The 21,025-nt window shown below is 63.5% G+C and carries 21 protein-coding genes and 1 tRNA gene; 10 read left to right on the forward strand and 12 right to left on the reverse strand.

Features of this window, described 5'->3' with window-relative positions; genetic code table 11:
• The first annotated feature begins 176 nt into the window (after window positions 1-176).
• The 3 genes from gyrA (at window position 177) to N826_RS20750 (ending at window position 3,626) form a co-directional block, all read left to right on the forward strand.
• The gene (gene gyrA / locus N826_RS20740; protein WP_084720983.1) at window positions 177-2,888 is read left to right on the forward strand and encodes a DNA gyrase subunit A; all 2,712 of its coding nucleotides are present in this window, start codon (window positions 177-179) and stop codon (window positions 2,886-2,888) included.
• A gap of 33 nt (window positions 2,889-2,921) precedes the next feature.
• The gene (gene coaD / locus N826_RS20745) at window positions 2,922-3,461 is read left to right on the forward strand and encodes a pantetheine-phosphate adenylyltransferase (protein ID WP_044431982.1); all 540 of its coding nucleotides are present in this window, start codon (window positions 2,922-2,924) and stop codon (window positions 3,459-3,461) included.
• Between the two features lie 89 nt (window positions 3,462-3,550).
• Window positions 3,551-3,626, forward strand: a tRNA-Lys gene (locus N826_RS20750).
• 125 nt (window positions 3,627-3,751) lie between these two features.
• Here the strand turns inward: N826_RS20750 and N826_RS20755 are convergent.
• From N826_RS20755 to N826_RS20780, 6 genes are all read right to left on the reverse strand, one after another.
• On the reverse strand, window positions 3,752-4,504 hold the full coding sequence (locus N826_RS20755; RefSeq protein ID WP_044431984.1) for an SDR family NAD(P)-dependent oxidoreductase: 753 nt from the start codon (window positions 4,502-4,504) through the stop codon (window positions 3,752-3,754).
• Window positions 4,501-4,986 carry a hypothetical protein gene (locus tag N826_RS20760; RefSeq protein ID WP_063772288.1) on the reverse strand — a complete coding sequence of 162 codons (486 nt, stop codon included), beginning with the start codon at window positions 4,984-4,986 and terminating at the stop codon, window positions 4,501-4,503. Before N826_RS20760 ends, N826_RS20755 begins: the two co-directional genes overlap by 4 nt.
• Before the next feature lie 63 nt (window positions 4,987-5,049).
• Entirely contained in the window at window positions 5,050-5,832 is a 783-nt protein-coding gene (locus N826_RS20765; RefSeq protein WP_044432136.1) for a 3-hydroxybutyrate dehydrogenase, read from the reverse strand.
• A 58-nt stretch (window positions 5,833-5,890) separates the two neighbouring features.
• Entirely contained in the window at window positions 5,891-7,093 is a 1,203-nt protein-coding gene (locus N826_RS20770; RefSeq protein ID WP_044431985.1) for a DUF3734 domain-containing protein, read from the reverse strand.
• A gap of 65 nt (window positions 7,094-7,158) precedes the next feature.
• Window positions 7,159-7,896, reverse strand: coding sequence for an acetoacetate decarboxylase (locus N826_RS20775; RefSeq protein WP_044431986.1), 738 nt, complete (start codon window positions 7,894-7,896; stop codon window positions 7,159-7,161).
• Between the two features lie 57 nt (window positions 7,897-7,953).
• Window positions 7,954-8,709 carry an SDR family oxidoreductase gene (locus tag N826_RS20780; RefSeq protein ID WP_044432138.1) on the reverse strand — a complete coding sequence of 252 codons (756 nt, stop codon included), beginning with the start codon at window positions 8,707-8,709 and terminating at the stop codon, window positions 7,954-7,956.
• Window positions 8,710-8,975: 266 nt separating this feature from the next.
• Between N826_RS20780 and N826_RS20785 the strand changes: the two genes are divergently transcribed.
• Window positions 8,976-10,559 (forward strand): winged helix-turn-helix domain-containing tetratricopeptide repeat protein, encoded by a 1,584-nt coding sequence (locus N826_RS20785; protein ID WP_044431988.1) that lies wholly within the window; start codon window positions 8,976-8,978, stop codon window positions 10,557-10,559.
• Window positions 10,560-10,606: 47 nt separating this feature from the next.
• Here the strand turns inward: N826_RS20785 and N826_RS45750 are convergent, their stop codons facing one another.
• The 3 genes from N826_RS45750 to N826_RS20795 form a co-directional block, all read right to left on the reverse strand.
• Complete coding sequence (locus tag N826_RS45750; RefSeq protein WP_280178482.1) at window positions 10,607-10,729, reverse strand: hypothetical protein; 123 nt, start codon at window positions 10,727-10,729, stop codon at window positions 10,607-10,609.
• 100 nt (window positions 10,730-10,829) lie between these two features.
• Complete coding sequence (locus N826_RS20790; protein WP_044431989.1) at window positions 10,830-11,333, reverse strand: DUF427 domain-containing protein; 504 nt, start codon at window positions 11,331-11,333, stop codon at window positions 10,830-10,832.
• A 46-nt stretch (window positions 11,334-11,379) separates the two neighbouring features.
• Window positions 11,380-12,177, reverse strand: a complete 798-nt coding sequence (locus N826_RS20795; protein ID WP_280178481.1) for a 3-hydroxybutyrate dehydrogenase — start codon at window positions 12,175-12,177, stop codon at window positions 11,380-11,382.
• Window positions 12,178-12,493: 316 nt separating this feature from the next.
• Between N826_RS20795 and N826_RS20800 the strand changes: the two genes are divergently transcribed.
• Window positions 12,494-13,003, forward strand: a complete 510-nt coding sequence (locus tag N826_RS20800; protein WP_052831700.1) for a response regulator transcription factor — start codon at window positions 12,494-12,496, stop codon at window positions 13,001-13,003.
• Between the two features lie 31 nt (window positions 13,004-13,034).
• Here N826_RS20800 and N826_RS20805 read toward each other — a convergent pair whose 3' ends face one another.
• The 3 genes from N826_RS20805 to N826_RS20815 all read right to left on the reverse strand — a co-directional run bounded on the left by N826_RS20805 (window position 13,035) and on the right by N826_RS20815 (window position 15,100).
• Window positions 13,035-13,547 carry a cytochrome P460 family protein gene (locus N826_RS20805; protein ID WP_044431991.1) on the reverse strand — a complete coding sequence of 171 codons (513 nt, stop codon included), beginning with the start codon at window positions 13,545-13,547 and terminating at the stop codon, window positions 13,035-13,037.
• Between the two features lie 23 nt (window positions 13,548-13,570).
• Window positions 13,571-14,617, reverse strand: coding sequence for an alpha/beta fold hydrolase (locus tag N826_RS20810; RefSeq protein ID WP_044431992.1), 1,047 nt, complete (start codon window positions 14,615-14,617; stop codon window positions 13,571-13,573).
• A gap of 66 nt (window positions 14,618-14,683) precedes the next feature.
• On the reverse strand, window positions 14,684-15,100 hold the full coding sequence (locus N826_RS20815; RefSeq protein ID WP_044431994.1) for an organic hydroperoxide resistance protein: 417 nt from the start codon (window positions 15,098-15,100) through the stop codon (window positions 14,684-14,686).
• Window positions 15,101-15,243: 143 nt separating this feature from the next.
• Between N826_RS20815 and N826_RS20820 the strand changes: the two genes are divergently transcribed.
• The 5 genes from N826_RS20820 to N826_RS20840 all read left to right on the forward strand — a co-directional run bounded on the left by N826_RS20820 (window position 15,244) and on the right by N826_RS20840 (window position 20,991).
• Entirely contained in the window at window positions 15,244-18,102 is a 2,859-nt protein-coding gene (locus N826_RS20820) for an ATP-binding protein (RefSeq protein WP_044431995.1), read from the forward strand.
• 100 nt (window positions 18,103-18,202) lie between these two features.
• On the forward strand, window positions 18,203-18,412 hold the full coding sequence (locus N826_RS20825) for a hypothetical protein (protein WP_044431996.1): 210 nt from the start codon (window positions 18,203-18,205) through the stop codon (window positions 18,410-18,412).
• A 179-nt stretch (window positions 18,413-18,591) separates the two neighbouring features.
• Window positions 18,592-19,503, forward strand: a complete 912-nt coding sequence (gene cdhC, locus N826_RS20830; protein ID WP_244619649.1) for a 3-dehydrocarnitine:acetyl-CoA trimethylamine transferase CdhC — start codon at window positions 18,592-18,594, stop codon at window positions 19,501-19,503.
• 25 nt (window positions 19,504-19,528) lie between these two features.
• Window positions 19,529-20,506, forward strand: a complete 978-nt coding sequence (locus tag N826_RS20835) for an L-carnitine dehydrogenase (protein ID WP_044431997.1) — start codon at window positions 19,529-19,531, stop codon at window positions 20,504-20,506.
• Window positions 20,503-20,991 carry a thioesterase family protein gene (locus tag N826_RS20840; protein ID WP_052831702.1) on the forward strand — a complete coding sequence of 163 codons (489 nt, stop codon included), beginning with the start codon at window positions 20,503-20,505 and terminating at the stop codon, window positions 20,989-20,991. The genes N826_RS20835 and N826_RS20840 overlap by 4 nt, the downstream gene beginning before the upstream one ends.
• Window positions 20,992-21,025: the final 34 nt, after the last annotated feature.

A 21,025-nucleotide genomic window follows, 5' to 3' on the forward strand; every position in this document is an offset into this window, starting at 1 on the left:
TTCGCTTCTGCAAAAACTGGTACACCGACACTATATAAGACAGGCGTCCAAATCGTTCGGCCGTGCCCGCGTCTGTTGAACGCAGCTATCGTTTCACCTGAACCCGAGTTCGATTTTTGACCGCCAACCTGACACCACCGCCATCCGACATTTCGCCGGTCACCATCGAAGAGGAGATGCGGCGCAGCTATCTCGATTACGCGATGAGCGTGATCGTCAGCCGCGCGCTCCCCGACGTCCGTGACGGCCTGAAACCGGTACATCGCCGCATCCTTTATGCGATGAAGGAAGGCGGATACGACAGCAACAAGGCCTACAAGAAATCGGCGCGTATCGTCGGTGACGTGATGGGTAAATACCATCCGCACGGCGACAGCGCGATCTACGACGCCATGGTCCGCATGGCGCAGGACTTCTCCATGCGCCTGCCGCTGATCGACGGGCAGGGCAATTTCGGTTCGATGGACGGCGACCCGCCGGCGGCGATGCGCTACACCGAAGCGCGTCTGGCCAAGGCAGCGGAAAGCCTGCTCGACGACATCGACAAGGACACGGTCGATTTCCATCCCAACTACGACGAATCGTCGGTCGAGCCGGACGTCCTGCCGGCCCGGTTCCCCAACCTGCTGGTCAACGGCGCCGGCGGCATCGCCGTCGGCATGGCGACCAACATCCCGCCCCATAACCTGGGCGAGGTGATCGACGCCTGCTGCGCCTATATCGACGACAACGACATCACCATCGAAGAACTGATGGAGCACGTACCGGGTCCGGACTTTCCGACCGGCGCGCTGGTGATGGGCCGCACCGGCATCCGGCAGGCCTATCATACCGGCCGCGGCTCCGTCATCATGCGCGGCAAGACGGAGATGGAGGAGATCCGCAAGGACCGCTGGGCCATCATCGTCAACGAAGTGCCCTATCAGGTGAACAAGGCCCGCATGATGGAGCGGATCGCCGAGGTGGTTCACGAGAAGATCGTGGAGGGCATTTCCGACCTTCGCGACGAATCGGACCGCGACGGCGTGCGTGTCGTGATCGAACTGAAGCGCGACGCCGTTCCCGACGTGGTGCTGAACCAGCTTTACCGCTACACGCCGCTCCAGACCTCCTTCGGCGTGAACACCCTGGCGCTGAACAGCGGCCGTCCGGTGACGATGACCCTGAAGGACATCATCGTCGCCTTCATCGCCTTCCGCGAACAGGTCATCACCCGGCGGACCGAATACGAACTGGGCAAGGCGCGCGAGCGCGCCCACAATTTGGTCGGTCTGGCCGTCGCCGTCGCCAACCTGGACGAGATGATCGCGCTGATCCGGCGCGCTCCCGATCCCGGCACCGCGCGCGAGGAAATGCTGGCCCGCGAATGGACCGCCGGCGACGTGATTCCGCTGATCGAGCTGATCGACGAGCCCGGCCGTGGGGTCAGCCCGCAAGGCACCTACCGGCTGTCGGACGCCCAGGCGCGCGCGATCCTGGAACTGCGCCTGCACCGACTGACCGGGCTGGAGCGCGACAAGATCGGCGCCGACCTGCGGGAAGTCACCGACCGCATCGCCTATTACCTCGAAGTGCTGGCGTCTCGCACGCTCCTGCTGGAGATCCTGCGGACCGAACTGCTGGAGATGAAGGAACGCTTCGGCACCCCGCGCCGCACCACGCTGATGGAACTGGAGTTCGAGTCCGACGTCGAGGACCTGATCCAGCGCGAGGACATGGTCGTCACCGTCAGCCACTCCGGCTACATCAAGCGGGTGCCGGTTTCGACCTACCGCGCCCAGAAGCGCGGCGGCAAGGGCCGTTCCGGCATGAGCATGAAGGCGGAGGATACGGTCAACGACCTGTTCGTCGCCAGCACGCACACGCCGATGCTGTTCTTCTCGTCGCGAGGCATGGTCTACAAGCTGAAGGTCTGGCGCCTGCCGCTCGGCACGCCGCAGGCCCGTGGCAAGGCGCTGATCAACCTGCTGCCGCTGGAAGACGGCGAACGGATCTCTACCGTCATGCCGATGCCGGAGGACGAGACGACATGGGGCGACCTGTGCGTCTTCTTCGCGACCAGCAAGGGCAACGTCCGCCGCAACAAGCTGTCCGACTTCACCAATATCCGCGCCAACGGCCTGATCGCCATGAAGCTGGAGGAGGAGGGCGAGCAACTGATCGCCGTCCGCACCGGCACCGTTGATCAGGACGTCATGCTGGCGACCCGCAACGGCAAGTGTATCCGCTTCCAGGTCGATGACATCCGCATCTTCAGCGGCCGGACTTCGACCGGCGTGCGCGGCATCCGTCTGGCCGACGGCGACGAAGTAATCGGCATGTCGATGCTGCATCACGTCGATGCCGATGCCGATGATCGCGCAGCCTATCTCCGCCAGGCCAACGCCGAGCGCCGGGCCGCTGGCGAGGAAGCCTCGAGCGACGAGGCGCCCGATCCCGATGCCGAAGTCTCGTCCAACATCCCCCTGTCGCCGGAGCGCTACGACGAGTTGCGCGGCAAGGAGGAGTTCATCCTGACAGTCTCCGAGCGCGGCTTCGGCAAGCGGACCTCCGCTTACGAGTACCGGGTAACCGGCCGGGGCGGGCAGGGTATCTGGAATATCGAGATGAACGAGCGCAACGGGCCGGTCGTCGCGACGTTCCCGGTAACGGATGACCATCAGGTGATGTTAGTAACCGACGGCGGGCAGATGATCCGCATGCCGATCCACGACGTCCGGATCGCCGGTCGCAAGACCCAGGGTGTCACCCTGTTCAGGGTCGCGCCGGGTGAGCGGGTGGTTTCGGTCGCCTGGTTGACCGAGGAAGCCGAAGCCGACAACGGACTTCCGGAGAGCGGTGCGTCCGAAAGCGGCGCCGCCGAGTCCGGCGATGGCGCAGCGGTGTGATGAAAGGCCTGACGTGAGGGTGGGAGGCGTGAGATGAGCCAGCGAATCGGTGTCTATCCGGGAACCTTCGATCCGGTGACGAACGGACACATGGATATCATCCAGCGCGCGACCCGCGTGCTGGACCACCTGATCGTCGGCGTCGCCCGAAACGCCGGCAAGGGTCCGCTGTTCTCGACCGAGGAGCGGGTCCAGATGGTCGAGGAGGACGTGGCGGCCCTCAAGCCGAACGGCACCAAGATCGAGGTGCGGCCCTTCGACAGCCTGCTGATGCACTTCGCGGTCGATATGAATGCCTCCATCATCATCCGGGGGCTTAGGGCTGTCTCCGACTTTGAGTACGAGTTCCAGATGGCCGGCATGAACGCTCGCCTGAACCCGAAGGTCGAGACCGTGTTCCTGATGGCCTCCGACCGCCACCAGTTCATCTCGTCCCGCTTCGTGAAGGAGATCGGGCGGCTCGGCGGCGACATCACCAGCTTCGTTTCCCCCCGCGTGGCCACCCGCCTTGCGACGCGGTTCGAGCAGGACAGCCACGACGCGACCAAGCGAATCCAGACGCTGAAGGTTTAGCGACGGTTTAGAGCCTTGAAGACGCGGGATAATCAGGAAATCGCGGTTGACCCGGAGTGATCCGGCCCCTATGTTCCCCCCGACCCTGAGAGCGTGTAGCTCAGTTGGTAGAGCAACTGACTTTTAATCAGTAGGTCCTGGGTTCGAGCCCCAGCGCGCTCACCAAAAAGGCCATGGAAATCAACGGTTTCCATGGCCTTCTTCATTTCAGTGGACGGGCAGCGTCAAAGCCACCGTTGAAGCCATGCCACTGTCGAAGCCATGATTGCTTGCGGGTTCGGTCGCTACGGTTATGCAAGCCCCAATCCGCCGTCGATGGCGATCACTTGACCGGTCACCCATTCGGCGGCCGGATCGGCGAGGAAGACGATCCACCGCGCCACGTCATCCGGATTGCCGCGCCTTTTAAGCGGTATCCGCTCGCGTTCCTGGTTCTTGATGGCCGCGGCCTGTTCCGCTGAGAGCCCCATCATTCCTGTCAGCGCGCCCGATTCGATAGGTCCTGCTGCGACCGCGTTGACGCGGATGCCGCGAGGTGCGAGTTCAAGTGCCCAGCAGCGTGTCAGGTGTTCCAGCGCTGCCTTGCTCGCTGCGTAATGGGAAAGTCCAGCAACGGGCTTATGCCCGAACGTGCTCGAGATATTGACGATCGTTCCCTTCGTCGCTGTCAGGGACGGCAACGCCGCTGCGGCGAGCAGGCTTGGGCCAAGCACATTCACGGCGAAGATATCTCGGATACGATCCGCCGTGGCCTCGGCGACAGGCAGAATGGCTCCCGCGCCGGCATTGTTCACCAGTACATCCAAGCGGCCCCACATTTCGACGGCTGTCGCTACGGTGCGCACCGCATCGGCAGGTTCGGCCGTATCCGCGATCAGGGCTGCGATACCGGGATGTTCGGCGGCGGCCTCGTCGAGCGGTGCCGCGCGGCGTCCGGTGATGATCACCCTGGCGCCTTGCCGGGCAAAGCTTAGTGCCGCCGCCCGGCCAATGCCCGAACTGCCGCCGGTGACGACAACGACCTTGCCGTTCATGGCAGTCATGAGATTCCTCCTCGCGCTTGCCGGGACAAGTGGCGGCGGCCGTGTACGAACGAGGTGTTCCCGGACCTTGCCCGACGGATGGCCCAGAGCGTGAGCGTGATACCGACGATGGCCGGCAGGGTGACTGCGGGAAAATCACGAGGGATCGCCGATGGGGAACAGATGCCGACTGCGACTTCCCAGAAATGGAAGAGTGCGTGTGCGCACAGCCACAAGGTGGCGGCACTCCACAGCCCGACACGGCGATCCGGCCGGGCCATGCCAAGACCGAAGGCGATGCCGAGGAATAGCTGGATTATCCCGATATCGCGGATGAAATGCTGATTGAAGAAGCCCGTGTCGGTCACGCCCGGCACGGCGTCGTACCAGACGGCCGGAGCGACGAGCATAAAGATCCCATTCGCGGATAAAAACAGGCTGTTGAAAGTAACCACGCTGACTATCGAAATCAGCACGGCGTGGTTCTCTTCCTTCGTCTTCATGATTTTTCACCTTGTCTATGACAAGTCAACTTCTTTGGTGGGCACAAGCACGTCCGGAAATCGCTACTGAGCAGTCCATCCGCCGTCGACCGCGATGGCGGTTCCGGTGATCTGGTCGGCCATGGGCGAACACAGGAATGCGACGGTGCCGCCCACCTGTTCGGGCGCCACGAAAGAACGCGAGGGCTGCTTTTCCCCCAGGAGATCCATCGCCGCATCCTGCTGACTGATCCTCTTCAGAGCGGCGATGTCGGCTATCTGCTTCTCGACCAGCGGGGTCCTCACCCAGCCGGGACAGACGGCGTTGACGGTGATGCCGGTACCGGCGGCCTCCAGCCCAACTACCTTGGTCAGCCCGACCAGCCCGTGCTTGGCCGCGACATAGGCGGCCTTATGGGTCGAGCCGACCAGTCCATGCGCCGAGGCGACGTTGATGATTCGGCCCCAACCCTGTCTTTTCATCTGCGGCAAGGCGGCGGCGATGCCGTGGAATGAGGAGGACAGGTTGATTGCCAGAATGGCATCCCACTTGTCGGCAGGGAACTCCTCTACGGGTGCCGTGAACTGGATGCCGGCATTGTTCACCAGGATATCGACGCGGCCAAAATTCTCGACCGCCGCGGCAACCAAGCCGCGCACCGCCGCACCCTTCAACATATCGGCGCCGTCATGAACAGCCCGAACGCCGTGGTCGCGCTCGATGCCGCTGCGGATCGCTTCGATCTCGCTGGCGTATCCGAGGCCGTTCAGCACGATGTCGGCGCCCTGAGCGGCCAGTACCTTGGCGATGCCGAGACCGATGCCGCTGGTCGATCCAGTTACGACGGCAACCTTGCCCTTCAACATGAGCATATCTGTCCTTCCTTGTGATATGGTCCGGATGGTGTGGCCTGGGCTGGCAGCCTTAGGACACGGGGGATTCGCGGTGGACGTCATGGGTGACGAAGCCCAGCTCGGCTGCCGGCCGGTTCAGGCGGCGCGGATCGGCCAGGGTGCGGCGAATATCGTCCAAACCGCTTTGCCAATGTTCGCGCATGGCAGCTGGGCCGAACTCGTAGTCCTTCGAGTGGCCTTCGAAGGTCTTCGACTGATAGATCAGGTGGACGATGTTGTGGGCTCGGTGGCGAGCCATGTCAGCAATGGCCCTGACATGTTCGTCGTTCTTCACCTCTTTCGGCAGATGCTCCATCAAGTCCAGCAATGCTTGACGCATCTTCTGCATTTGAAGCATGTGGTTGGTGATGGCGCGGGTGCGGCTTGAATACTGGATGTCCTTTTGCCGGCTCGCGACATCCTGCAGGTCTGAAGGCAGCCGGCCCTTTGCCGACCACAAGTCGACCTGGAAAGTCAGGGTATCGCGTCGCGGCTCGCTCGACAGGACGCGGGAGAGCGGCGTGTTCGAGACCATGCCCCCATCCCAGTAGTACTCACCGTCGATCTCGATAGCAGGAAAGCCCGGCGGCAGCGCACCCGAAGCCATGAAATGCTCCGGCCTCAGCCAGCGCTCCGCCGTGTCGAAATAGACGAGGTTGCCACTGCGAACGTTGACCGCGCCAACGCTGACCCTGACATCGCCGGAATTCAGGCGATCGAAATCGACCAGCCGCTCCAGCGTGTCTCGCAGCGGCGTGGTATCGTAGAAGCTGGTGGCTGAGTCACCGGAAAACAGCGACATGAACGGAGGAGGAAAGCGGGGCTTGAAGAAGCCGCGCTGTCCCATGAGCAAGGCCCGCATGGCTGCGGTCGTGTTGTGGGCCGAGCGCAGGTCGAGCGCGAAGGGCAAGGCTCCGGTCAGGCTTTCGTTCGTGGCCCAATCGACAGGCACGGTGCAGATCGTCTCCCAGAATTCGCGGAGACGATCCACGCGCTGGGCTTCGGGGGAACCGGCGATCACCGCGGCGTTGAGTGCTCCGATCGATATGCCGGCCAGCCAGTTCGGCCTGATCCCCGCTTCGTGCAACCCCTCATAAACCCCTGCCTGATAGGCGCCGAGGGCACCACCGCCTTGCAGCACCAGGGCAATGACATCGTAGTGCGGCACGTCGATCTGCTGCACGTCGATCTGTCCTGTAGCCGCAGCGACGCGCGTGCGTTTCAAGTTGTGCATCTGACTCAATCTTCTGCTTCTACCGATCGGAGGGCGGGACTGACGGTCCGTGAATGGGGCGCGGGTCACGCCAGGTAGTCGATCACGATGGTGCCGAGGCCGAGCGTCAGGTCGGCGACCAGATGCTTAGCCGACAGGACCTCCAGCACCGGCAGTTCGGCGACGGGTGCCAAGGCGTGCGAGAACAGGTGCAGGGATGCCGGACCGGTCCAGGCGCCCTTTACGGTCACGTCCTCGAGATGGAAGCGCACCAGTTCGCAGACGCGCGGGCTGCCATCGACATGCGGGATGACCTTGAGCAGGAAGTTCGGTGAGTGCAGGCCCTCGGCCTCCGCCGCCAAGTCGAGGGAGCGGTGCTTGTAGCCCATCGTGCCGGTGGCGATGCGGACGGAGCCGTAGTTCAGCGTGCCGACCAGCGTGTCGGTCTCGACCGTAAGCGTCGGTTGCGCCAGCTTCTTGGGAAAGCCCCAGATCTCGCGGCCGGCGGCGATCGGGGGATGATCGTTCAGGAACATTTGGTGCGTATAGCTGCCGGTCCGGCCCTGGTAGCGCACCGGAATGACTTGGCCGCTTTCGGTGTAGTCGCCGAAGCCGGTCGAATCCGGCATTCGAATGAATTCGTAGTTCACTACCGGCTCGACGATTTCGAGCGGTTCCGGCACCACCCGTCGCAGCGCCTCGGGATCGGTGCGGTAGCGGATGATGAAATACTGCCGGTCGACGAAGCGATAGGGTCCCGGCGGAAAGGCCGGGCTGGTTGGCGGCATGGCGAATGCGCTCTCGCGCAAGGTCGCTCGGTCCATGGTGTTTTGTCCTCGTAGCTGATAAGCCCCGTGCTCTTCAGATATCGCGCAGGCCGCCTAGCGCTGCGGCAGCGTGCGGTTCAGCCAGTCTTCGAAATGCGTTGCGCCGATGCGTGGGTTTGCGCCGGGGGTAAGCGACTGGTCGTTCACCGCGATACCGAAATAGCCAGCGTGGGTGTCGGCGATCACCCGGCGGGGATCGCGAGTGCCAGCCAGGAACCGTCCGACGAGTTCGTCAATCGGCGCCCGTTCCGGTCCGGCGATCTCGATCGTGCCGTTTACGGGAGCCCCGAGCGTGACGTCGGTCATTGCGTCCGCCACGTCATCGGATGCGATGGGCTGGAACAGGGCTGGCGACAGGTGAGCCATTTCCCCGACCGTACCCGCTTGGGCGATCCCGGCCATGAATTCGAAGAACTGCGTCGAGCGGACGATCGTGTAGGGAATACCCGAAGCCTTGATGAGGTTTTCCTGAGCGAGCTTGGCGCGGAAGTAACCCATCGCCAGAAGACGTTCGGTCCCGACCACCGAGAGCGCAACGTGATGTGCCGTCCCGGCGGCCATCTCCGCGGCCAGCAGGTTGCGGCCGGATCTTTCGAAGAAGTCCATCGCGGCCACTTCCTCGAAGGAAGGCGAATTCGCGACATCGACGACAACGCTGGTCCCTCTGACCGCTTCGGCAAGTCCTTCTCCGGTGACGGTGTTGACGCCGGACTTGGGCGACGCCGCAACCACTTCGTGGCCCTTCTGCCGTAGCCGGGTAACGATCTTCGATCCGATGAGGCCGCTGCCTCCGATAACTGTGATTTTCACCAGAGTCTCCAATTGGTAAGGATCAGGTTCCAGGCCCGCCGCCCTGGACAGGCGGCGCCCCTTCGCCATCGATGAGCGGGAGGATGCCTGAGACGCGGCGCGATGACTTTGCGGCAGCCTTGAATTGCTCTTGGGTTTCGCTTGGTTTTTTGTCCAAGAACCAAAGGCGCTGCCGTGCTATCGGTAGCTTGTCCGCGTCGGCAGCGGTCGTCCGGCCGGCTCGGCTACGTGCTCGACCTCTGCAAACGGCGGTGAAGGAGCGCCGAATGCCGTTCGTGTTCGCGGATTGTTTGCTCGACCCTGACCGACGGGAGCTCTTCCGCGGGAATGGGGTGATCGCGACCGGCCCGCAAGTCTTCGACCTGCTGGTCTACCTGGTGGAGAACCGCGAACGGGTCGTCAGCCGGGACAACCTGATCGATGCGGTGTGGGATGGGCGGATCATCTCGGAATCGACCTTGGCCAGCCATATCAATGCGGTACGCAGGGCAGTCGGCGATAGCGGCGCCGAACAGCGCCTGATCCGGACGATTGCACGCAAAGGCTTTCGGTTCGTCGGCGAGGTCAGGGAGGCGCCGGCTCCTGATGCCACGACATTTTCGGCATCAGGGATCCTCACAGTGGATGAAGCGGTCGCACCTGCGCTGACCCTTCCCGATAAGCCATCCTTTGCCGCCCTGCCATTCCTGAACCTGAGCGGAGACCCCGAGCAGGACTACTTCATCGACGGCGTGGTCGAAGACATCATCTCCGCCCTGTCACGCATCCGCTGGCTGTTCGTCATCGCACGCAATTCAAGCTTCACGTACAAAGGGCGGGCAGTGGACGTCAAGCAGGTCGGCCGGAACCTGGGCGTGCGCTATGTGCTGGAAGGCAGCATGCGCAAAGCGGCAAACCGCGTTCGGATCACAGGGCAGCTTATAGATGCGACGACGGGTGCGCATATTTGGGCGGAGCGCTTCGAAGGCACCCTCGACGACATCTTCGAATTGCAGGATCAGATCTCCGCGAGCATCGTCGGCGTAATCGCGCGGCAGCTCGAGCGGGTCGAGATCGAACGCGCGAAGCGGAAACCGACCGGCAGCCTCGACGCTTACGACTACTATCTGCGCGGAAGGGCGACCTTGAACCGGGGGACCAGGGAAGCCATCGCGGAAGGATTGCCCTTGTTCTACAAGGCGATCGAGCTGGACCGGGATTTCGCGTCGGCATATGCGATGGCAGGATGGTGCCATTTCTGGCGCAAGGTCAATGGCTGGATGATCGATCGCCCGAGGGAGATCGCGGAAGGTACCCGACTGGCCCGTCTGGCTGTCGAGCTCGGCATGGACGATGCGGTGGCGCTCACCAGAGGTGGTCATGCACTTGCGCATTTCGCAGGCGACATCGACGGCAGCATCGCATTGGTCGACCGGGCGCTGGCGCTCGATCCCAATTTGGCGGCCGCCTGGTTCCTCGGTGGCTTCCTGAGAACCGAACGCGGCGATCTGGACGATGCCATCGAGTATTTCACGCGCGCCATGCGTTTCAGTCCGCTGGATCCGGAAATGTTTCGAATGCAGGCGGGAATGGCGTTGGCGCATCTGTTCGCCGGACGTTACGACGCCGCTTTGTCATGGGCGGAGAAGGCATACAGAGACTTGCCGAGCTTCCTGATGGTCGTCGCAATCATTGCCGCGAGCCATGCGCTTGCGGGCCGGACGGACGAAGCGGAGCGGGCGATGATCCACCTGCGCCAACTCGACCCAACGCTTCGCGTCTCCAGTCTCGCGCTTTGGCTTCCGATGAACCGACCGGACGATCTCGCAACCTTCGCCGAGGGATTGCGAAGGGCAGGGCTGCCGGAGTGATGCCGTAATTCGACCGGACAACGTCGTTAAGGGCGTAATTTCGGAGGTCAGCGAAAAAGCACTTCTCTCAACGTCCTGCCTGTCATCCAGGCCAGGATCAAAATCGGCGTCGGCAGGATAACTGCCGACGCGACGATGAAGAAGAGGGTTTCACGGATGATCTTGTTCATGCAGCAGACTAGATCTGCATTGATGGAGATTACATGAACCGGATTACACTTCGCGTCGAATGGCTTTCGCGACAGTCTCAAAGGCAGCTTGCTCGGAAGTTCACCAGAAGCGGCTGCCGGGCACACCCTTGAACGGCCCGGCCAAGTCGGACGTGATCCAGCCGCCGTAGAAGTCGCCCGGCTGCGGCGTGACGCGTTCGCCGTCCACGAAGCATTCGTCGACGGCTCCGGCATAGAAGGCGACATGGTCGCGCATTATCTCGAATTTCGGACTGGGGGCGGGATAGCTCCAGGCGGCATCCCGCAACCTCACGCCGCCGACCGCAAGGTTGAAATAAACGGCGTCGCCCTTCCACTCACAGAATGAACGTCGAGCGGAGGGCTGGAGCAGGCCGGGGAGGATGTCGGAGGGCGGGATGTAGTAGCTGGGCGGATGACTGGTCTCGATCGTCCGGACGCTTGCCGAAGTATCGGCGATCGTGACGCCTCGGTGCAGTATCCTGATGTGCCGGGAACACGGCTCCGCGATTGCCGGGCGCGGATACGACCAGACGCTTTCCTGGCCGGGGCCGGTGGGATCGGGATGGACGATCAGTATAGTCATGCGAATTACATGGGAGTCTTGCCTCTTATGTCCAATGATTTGCGGGTCAATGCGCGGTCCAGGCGCCATCGATCGGCAGCGCCGCTCCGGTCATCGTCGCCGCGGAATCGCTGCACAGGAATACCGCCAGGGCGCCGAGTTGGGCCGGCGTAGTGAATTGCAGCAGGGGCTGCTTCTCCGCCAGCAGATCATGCCGTGCCTGCTCCACGGTGACGCCGTCGCGGTGTGCGCCGTCGGCGATCTGCTTTTCGACCAGCGGCGTCAGCACCCAGCCCGGGCAGATGGCATTGACGGTGACGCCTGTGTTCGCTGTCTCGAGCGCCGCAACCTTGGTCAGGCCGACCAGACCGTGCTTGGCGGCGACATAGGCGCTCTTGTCGGCACTGCCGACCAGTCCATGGGCGGAGGCGATGTTGACGATACGGCCCCAGCCGCGCGATTTCATGCTCGGAAGCGCCGCCTTGGTCGTGTGGAAAGCGGAAGACAGGTTGATTGCGATCACGGCATCCCAGCGGTCATCGGGAAATTCGTCGATCGGAGAGGTGAACTGGATGCCGGCGTTGTTGACCAGCACGTCCACCGACCCGAGCACCGCCTCGGCTTCCGTCAGCATCGCGCGGATTTCAGACGGCTTCGACATGTCGGCGGCGGAGTAGTGCGTCCGGACGCCGAAGCGTGCCTCCAGGTCGGCGGCAATCCTGTCGATCGCAGCGCGGTCTCCGAAGCCGTTCAGGACGATGCCGCAGCCGGTCTCGGCGAGGGCCGTGGCAATTCCAAGCCCGATTCCGCTGGTGGAACCGGTCACCAGGGCATTCTTGCCTTTCAGCATGGCGGATCCTTTCATCAGGTGAACTCCGACGGCTCTCATACCGGCACCGGGAGGACCGTTTCGAGACGTCGGGGAAAGGATAGCGGGACCGCGCCGGCAGGTCTGTTGAACCCAGGTACACCGGCCGCTCGTTAAAGGATCAGTCGACTATACCGACGTTTGATGTTGAACGCGGATTGTATCGCTCGGCCGCAAATTTCGACCCTGAGCTATCGCCCTATACGGCGGTATGGATGCGCTGGCGGTACCCAGGCGTCTAGGCTGTGCCGGACCATGCGCACCGGCTCCCAGCAGCCGGCGGGATATAGCTTGAAGCACAACCGGCAGCGTCATGATCTGCGCCGCCCTGATCGAAGCCGGCATTCCCGACCGGCCATGCTGCCTCGTTCTCGATGTCCGCATGCCGGGGGAAAGCGGTCTCGATCTGCAGAAGCGGCTGTGGGCTCAGGGGGCTCCTCTTCCGATCGTCTTCATCACGGGACACGCCGACGTTCCCATGTCGGTGGGGGCGATGAAGTGCGGGGCGGTCAATTTTCTGCGGAAGCCGTTCCGGGACCAGGATCTCCTCGATGCCGTAGCAGAAGCGATCCGCGGCGATGTCGAACGGCGCGAGAAGGACAGGGATCTCGATGATCTTCGGCGGTTGACGAGCGGATTGACGCCACGGGAGCGCGATGTTCTCAAGCGCGTCAATCGAGGTCTCCTGAACAAGCAGATCGCCTACGAACTCGGGACTGCCGAGATCACCGTGAAAATCCATCGCGGCAGCGCCTTCCGCAAATTGAAGGCCGCCACGCCGTTTGACTTGATACACAAACTCCGGCTTCTCGATCTGCAATGATCACGTGCTGGCCGACGGGGCGGACCGATCGTCATGGCGCGAAGCGCGTGAAGACGAAATCGTTGTTCTTCACCAGGGCTTCATGGCATGCGAAGCAGGTCCGATGCTGCGCCTCGTCCACCGGCCTGCCGCCGACGAAGCGGCCGAACCCCCATCCGCCGGTTGCCGCGTATCTCTTCGAATCCTTGACCATGATCTGGACGGTGGTCGGCGCACCGGGAACGGAAGCGGGTTCGAATACCGGCGAGGGGACGTGTTTCCAGGCCAGTTTTGCGAGCACGGTCCCGTCCGGAAACGGCAGATCTCCCTTGCCATATGCCTCGATCGCGACTGCATTGCCGAGAACAGCCCGGAGTTCGTCCAGGGGCGCAGCCTCCTGGGCAGGTGCGATAAGCTGCCACCGTCGATATCCTTCGGGGATGGCTACACCGAAGAGGGGCGAGGTGACGGCGGCAGCCTCCATCTCTGCCGATCCCGACTGTCCGGTGGCTGCCAACGGCGCCAGTATCATTCCGGCGCACAGCAGGATATTGATCGGTCTCATCTGAGCCTCCGTTGCAACAGTCCTCAGAACTTGTCGACGTCGAGAACCGCCTGGGCGAATGCCTCCGGCGCTTCCTGAGGCAGGTTGTGCCCGATACCGCCCGTGATCAACCGATGCTGGTACTTGCCGGAGAACTTCCCGGCATAGGCTGCCGGCTCGGGATGAGGAGCGCCGTTGGCGTCGCCTTCCAGGGTGATGGTAGGCACGGTAATGGCGGGAGCTTGGGCGAGCCGCTGCTCGTAGCCGTCGAATTGCGGCTCGCTCTCGGCCAGGCCAAGCCGCCAGCGGTAGTTATGGATCACGACGTCCACGTGATCCGGGTTGTCGAAGGATGCGGCGCTGCGCTGGAACGTCGCTTCGTCGAAGCGCCACCGTGGCGATGCAAGCTGCCAGATGAGCCTGGCGAAATCCTGCGTATACTTTCCATAGCCTGCCCGGCCGCGCTCAGTTGCGAAATAGTATTGATACCACCATTGCAACTCGGCCTTCGGCGGCAGAGGCATGCTGCCGACCTGCTGGCTGCCGATCAGATAGCCGCTTACGGAAACCAGGGACTTGCAACGCTCCGGCCACAGCGCAGCAAGGATGTTGGCCGTCCGAGCACCCCAATCGCACCCGGCGACGGTCGCCGTTTCGATCTTCAAGGCATCCATCAGGGCGATGATATCGGCCGCGATCACCGACTGCTGGCCGTTCCTCGGAGTGGCGTCCGACAGGAAGCGGGTTGTGCCATAGCCGCGCAGATACGGCACGATCACCCGGTACCCCGCCGATGCCAGCACCGGAGCGACGTCGACATAGGTGTGGATATCGTAGGGCCAGCCATGCAGAAGGAGGACGGCAGGGCCACCGGCGGGACCGTCCTCCGCGTAGCCGACGTTCAGGACACCTGCTTCGATCTGCTTCAGGGAGTGGAAGGAGGTATGGGCGCCCGGCTTGACGATGGTGTCCGGCTTCGTTCCGCCGGATCGCGCATGCGCGGAACCGACCGTGGCGAATTGGCCGGCGGCCAGCGTCAAGGCGGCAGCGCCGAGCAACTCCCGGCGGCCGTGGTTGATTTCGTCTGGCATCGATCTCTCCCGTTGCGGTTGGAAATTCGTTGAGAGCGGGCAGGGCGGTACAGATCAAGTTCCCGCTCAAACCACCGTGATCGTGACGTCGACATTGCCGCGTACGGCCTTGGAATAGGGGCAGGTTTCATGGGCTGCTTGTGACAGCGCTTCTGCGACGCCGCGCTCCAGGCCCGGCAGGCTGATGTCGAGGCGAGCACGCAGGAAGTAGGCGTCACCGGCCAGATTGAGGTCCACCTCGGCGTCTATTGCCATATCGGCGGGAAGGACGACCTTCATCCGGCGGGCGGCGATGCCCATCGCGCCTTCGAAGCAGGCCGACCAGCCGGCGGCGAACAGTTGCTCCGGATTGGTGCCGGCGCCAGGGACGCCCGGGGTTGAAAGCTTCACGTCGAGGCATCCGTCGCTGCTGCGCGACGCGCCGTCCCGCCCACCCGTGGTATGGACCTTTGCGGTATAGAGCAGCCTTTCAGCTTGGGTCATGGTTCGTGTTTCTCCTTGATGGAAAAGCGAATTGCCCCAAGACTTTGACAGAAACCGCCTGAAGCGCCCGTTATGTGTTGTTATGCGCCGTTAGCTCCTGCCAGATGGTGCCCAGGCGGGTTGCCGCGAAGGAAAGGGGCGTCATGGAGCCGATGACGACACGGTTCCAAAGCCGGATCGCGTTCGGTCCCTTCACCCTGGCTCCGGGCGAGCGGCTCCTGATGCGGGGAACCGCGCCGGTGGAACTGGGGGCGCGTGCCATCGACATCCTGATCGCATTGGCGTCCCATCCCAACGAAATCATCAGCAAGAAAGACCTGATGGCTCAGGTCTGGCCCGATGTCACGGTCGAGGAAGGCAGTCTGCGGTTTCAGATCGCCGGTCTGCGCAAGGCGCTTGGCGATGGGCGGGGCGGCGCACGATACATCGCCACCTTGAACGGTCGAGGGTATTGCTTCGTGGCCCCGGTCTCACGGCCGGAGGAGCACTACGACGGACCTGCGGCGGATGTTTCCAGCTTTGCGCATGCCCAGATGCCGAACCGCCCCATCCGGATGATCGGCCGCGCCGACGATGTCGCAGCAGTGTCGGGGCAGCTGATGGCTCATCGGTTCGTGACCATCGTGGGCACCGGCGGTGTCGGCAAGACCACGGTCGCCATCGAAGCGGGGTATGAACTGGCCGGGTCCTTCGCCGGCGCAGTGCACTTCATCGACCTCGGAGTGCTGAGCGATCCCGGTCTGGTACCCACCGCCATCGCCTCGATGCTCGGCCTCTCTGTCCAGTCCGACGATCCTACCCCCGGCTTGATCGCCTTTCTCCGCGACAAGCGGATCCTCCTGATCCTGGATACATGCGAGCATCTGATCGATGCGGCGGCTGCACTGGCATCGCAGGTCTTCGATGCGGCGCAGGGCGTCCATATTCTCGCGACCAGCAGAGAGGCTCTTCAGGTCGAGGGCGAGCGAATCTACAGATTGCCACCGCTGGCCTTTCCGCCGGAAGGCTCCGAAGTCACGGCGGCGGTCGCTCGGATGTTCCCCGCGACCCGGCTTTTCATCGAGCGCGCTACGGCAAGCGGTGCCGCACCGGATGCCGACGATGGCAGCGCTGCGATCGTCGCCGCCATCTGCCGCAGGCTCGACGGGGTTGCCTTGGCAATCGAGCTGGTGGCGAGGCGGGTCGAGGCTTATGGCCTGGAACAAACAGCGGCACTGCTCGATCAGAGCCTTGCCCTGCTATGGGCAGGATCACGCAATGCCCCTCCACGCCATAAGACCCTGCGCGCGGCGCTGGAGTGGAGCTACGGGCTGCTGTCGGCTAGCGAGCGCATGGTGCTTCGCAGGCTCTCCGTCTTCGTCGGCGATTTCACCATCGAGGCAGCATTGGCGGTGGTGACGGACGCCACCGTCGACCAAGCGTCCGTCTTCAGCGCGATCGACAGCCTGGTCGCCAAGTCGATGGTCGCGGTCCGTCCTGCGGGTGCGATGATGCGCTATCGGCTGCTTGACACGACCCGCGCCTTTGCGCTCCAGATCGGCGTCGACGAGGGTAATCGTGCCGATCTCGCCGCACGTCATGCGCTCTACTTCAGGCAATGGCTCGAAAGGAGCGGCGCCGGGTGGCGCGTTGTTCCAAGCGGCAGCGAACGGATGTCCCATTTCGCTGCTCTCAACAATGTTCGCGCTGCTCTCGATTGGTCTTTCGGCCCCGGCGGCGACGCGCAAACCGGCGTCGGGATCGCCGCCGCCGCTGCTCCCGCTTTCCTGGTGCTGTCTCTGCTTCCCGAATGTCATCGCTGGTCGGATCGCGCGATCCGCTCGCTGGAGAGTTCCGACCGCGCTGGACACGAGGAAATGAAGCTTCAGGCCGCGCTGGGCGTGTCCCTGATGTTCATGCGCGGGGGAAAGGATGCAGCGGGGGCGGCACTGAACAGAAGCCATGCGCTGGCCGAAGCGGCCGGCGATACGTTCGAAGAGCTTCAGGTGCTGGCGCCGCTACAGATGTTCCACCTGCGCGTCGGAGATTTCAACACGGCTCTGAGCTATGCAAGGCGCTGCGCCGCCGCCGCGGTCGTGCTGGAAGAGCCGGTCGCGAGCACGCTGGCAAGGTCGTTGCTTGGCATCTCGCTGCATTTCGAGGGCGACCACGGCAACGCCCGCGCGGAGTTGGAGGCAGCTCTACGCCATGCCTGGCGCTCTCGGCGGACGACGACGATATACATCGGCTTCGAATGCGAAATTCTTGCCGGTGCGATCCTGGCGCGGACGCTGTGGCTGCAGGGTCTTCCGGAGCAGGCGGTGGCGCAGGCGCGGCGGACGATCAGGGATGCGGCAGACATGGGCCATTCCCTGACCCTGTCCATTGCGTTGATCTGGGCAATCTCGGTATTCATCTGGACCGGCGAAATCAAGGCTGCCGAGGAGCATGTCGACCTACTGATCGCGCGCGCCGAATCGCATTCACTGGGACCTTATCTTGCGGTCGGACATGGCTTCAAAGCGGAACTGGCGATCCGCGGAGGGGACGCGGTTCGCGGCATCGAGGATCTTGGCGACTGCCTGCGCGTATTCCACGCGGCGCCTTATGAAATGCTGACCACGCACTTCACCATTTCGCTTATCGAAGGATTGATGAAGGCGTGGCGCTTCGCCGACTGCCTCGAGTTGCTCGACGACGCGATCCGGGATGCCGAAACGAAGGGCAATTCGTGTTACTTGCCGGAACTGCTGCGCGTTAAGGGCAATTTCCTGCTTGCGGTGCCGTTCTCCGATCCCGACGAGGCAGAGATCCACTTCAGCCGATCGCTCGAGCTGAGCCGCAGTCAGGGCGCGCGGGCATGGGAACTACGCGCGGCGATCGACCTTGCCGCCCTGCTGGACGGTCGCGGGCGCCGTGAGAGCGCCCGCGCACTTTTGGAGCCGATGTGCACGTGGTTTGCCGAAGGGGCGTACTCAGCCGACCAAAGGGCCGCGGAACGACTTTTGGGGAACTTGAGATAGCGTCGCGGCCGTACGTTCAGCCGATCCGGCCGCAGCGATGCCCTTGTCGAGCCGTTCCCGAGGTGCGGACGCCCGGGCGAGATGGTATAGCTACGTCACCATGAAGAATCCTTCAGCAACCATCCAGATCGATGAAGCCGGCCCTCAGAAATTCACTTTGGCAGTGACGTTCGACGGGCAGCGGTTCGACTGCGGGAACTACATCAGCCGTGCGGCTGCGATGCAGGCGGGACGGCTGTTCGTCCAGCGGAAGGAAGGTGAAGCCGTCGGGCAGCGTGGGCGCACCCGGAAGAAGCCGGGCAAGGGCTGAGGCGGCACAAGCTCCGATCCCGTTGGCATACGCCCCATCATATTCGCATCATGTCGCATCCGGTCATGGGAATGACGGTTCCGGTCAAGTGGCCGTCCGCCGTTGCAGCAAACTGATCGTCGAAACCGGGACTCGAACCCGGTCCGGATACTCAGCAAAGCTCAGCAGCGGGATCAGCCATGGCCAATTCCACCGAGATCAACCGCCGCGTCATCATAACTTGCGCGGTCACGGGCGCCGGCGATACCGTGGGCAAGCATCCCGCCATCCCGGTCACTCCGAAACAGATCGCCGAAGCGGCGCTGGAAGCGGCATCGGCCGGCGCCGCCGTCGCCCATATCCATGTCCGCGATCCGGAAACCGGAAAACCCTGCCGCGACGTCGCACTCTACCGCGAAGTGATGGAGCGCATCCGGTCGAGCGGGAGCGACGTCATCGTCAACCTGACCGCCGGCATGGGCGGCGACCTGTTCATCGGTCCCGACCATGAACCGGCCCGCTTCGGCTCCGATACCGATCTTGTCGGAGCCGAAGCCCGTGCGGCCCATGTGGCCGAACTATTGCCCGAGATCTGCACGCTGGATTGCGGTTCGCTGAACTTCGGCGACGGGTCGCTGGTCTATGTCTCGACCCCCGACATTCTGCGCCGGCAAGCGGCGATCATTCAACGCCTCGGGGTCAAGCCGGAACTTGAGATCTTCGATACCGGCAACCTGTGGTTCGCCAAGCGGATGATCGAAGAAGGCTTGCTGGACGCACCACCCCTGTTCCAGTTCTGCCTCGGCATTCCCTGGGGCATGCCGCCGGAGCCGCGCATGATGCTGGCGCTCCGCGACATGCTGCCGGCGAACAGCGTGTGGGCGGGTTTCGGCATCGGCAGGATGCAGATGCCGATGGTAGCACAGGCGGTCCTGCTCGGCGGCAATGTCCGCGTCGGGCTCGAGGACAACCTGTATCTGGACCGCGGCGTTCCAGCCAGCAACGGCGGTCTGGTCGAACGCGCCGTCACAATCGTCGAGGCGCTCGGCTCCGGCGTGGCCGGTCCGGGCGAGGCTCGGGAGATCCTGGGCTTGAAAGCTCCCGGCCGCTAATCGCACCTTGGGGAAAATCCAGCAAATGTCCACTTCTTCAACGATCCGCACCTTGGGCCTGATCGGCGGCGGCGTCATCGGCAGCGGATGGGCCGCGCGCGCCCTTGCCCACGGCCTGGACATCATCGCGTACGATCCCGCCCCTGACGGTGAGCCGGCGTTGCGGACCGCGGTCGACAATGCCTGGCCGGCGCTCGAACGGATGGGTCTCGGTCCGGGAGCGGACCGGGAACGCCTCCGCTTCGCGGGGTCGGTCGCCGAGGTCGCTACGGCCGCCGACTTCATCCAGGAGAACGCGCCCGAGCGCGAGGACCTGAAACGCCGCTTGCTGGCGGAAATCGACGCCGACTGCGGTGGCGAAGTCATCATCGCCTCAAGTTCCTCCGGGTTGCTTCCGTCTCGGATTCAGGCGGATTGCCGCCATCCGGAGCGGGTGGTCATCGGCCATCCCTTCAATCCGGTCTATCTGCTTCCACTGGTCGAGATCGTCCCCGGGGAGCGCACGGCGGCCGACGCGGTGGAGCGGGCTTCCGCCTTCTATCGCTCGATCGGGATGCGTCCGCTGAGGATGCGGAAGGAGATCGAGGGCTATCTGTCCGACCGGCTCCAGGAGGCGCTGTGGCGCGAGGCCTTGCACTTGGTCAACGAGGGCATCGCCACCACGGAGGATATCGACGACGCCATCGTCTACGGTCCCGGCTTGCGCTATGCCTTCATGGGAACCTGTCTGACCTTTCATCTCGCCGGCGGCGAAGGCGGCATGGCCCATATGCTGGATCAGTTCGGCCCGGCGCTGAAACTGCCCTGGACCAAGCTTGTCGCACCCGAGCTTACGCGCGAACTGCGCGACCGCATGGTCGAGGGAACCGCTGTTCAGGCCGACGGACGCAGCATCAAGGAGCTGGAGCGCTGGCGCGACGACTGCCTGATCCGCCTGATCGAGGCGCTGGCACCCATGAGGCACGAGCGGCGGGCGGAATCCCCCGATCCGGTAACGGCATGACCGGGGAAGGGCCGCTCCGCCTTTACCGCGCCCGGGTGGCTCCGGAGTGGGTCGACTACAACGGTCATCTCAGCGAAGCCTATTACGTGCTGATCTTCGGCCACGCGACGGATGCACTGCTCGACGCCATCGGCATGGACGAAGGCTTCCGCACAAAGACCGGCCGGTCAGTCTACACGGTGGATGCCCGGATACTTTATCTGCGCGAGGTCGCCTGCGGCGAGGAGGTGGAGATCAGCACCTGGATCGCCGCGGCCGATCGTAAGCGCATGCTGGTCCAGCACGCGATGTACTGGACCCGAGAACGCCTCGATACGGAAGGCCCGGTTGCCCGGACGGAACTGGTGCTGCTGTCGGTCGGCAAGCCGGGGCCGCGCGCCATGGCGTTCGATCCGGTCGTGTTCGACACGATCAAGCGGCTTTGCGGCAGGACTGGAAACGATTGTCCCGTCATGCCGAAACGGTGGCAGCCGGACGGCCCTTGAACCTCCACAACCAACCATAACAGGGAGATTGACC

It is taken from the genome of Skermanella aerolata KACC 11604 (assembly GCF_000936425.1).
GTDB classification, from domain to species: Bacteria; Pseudomonadota; Alphaproteobacteria; order Azospirillales; family Azospirillaceae; genus Skermanella; species Skermanella aerolata.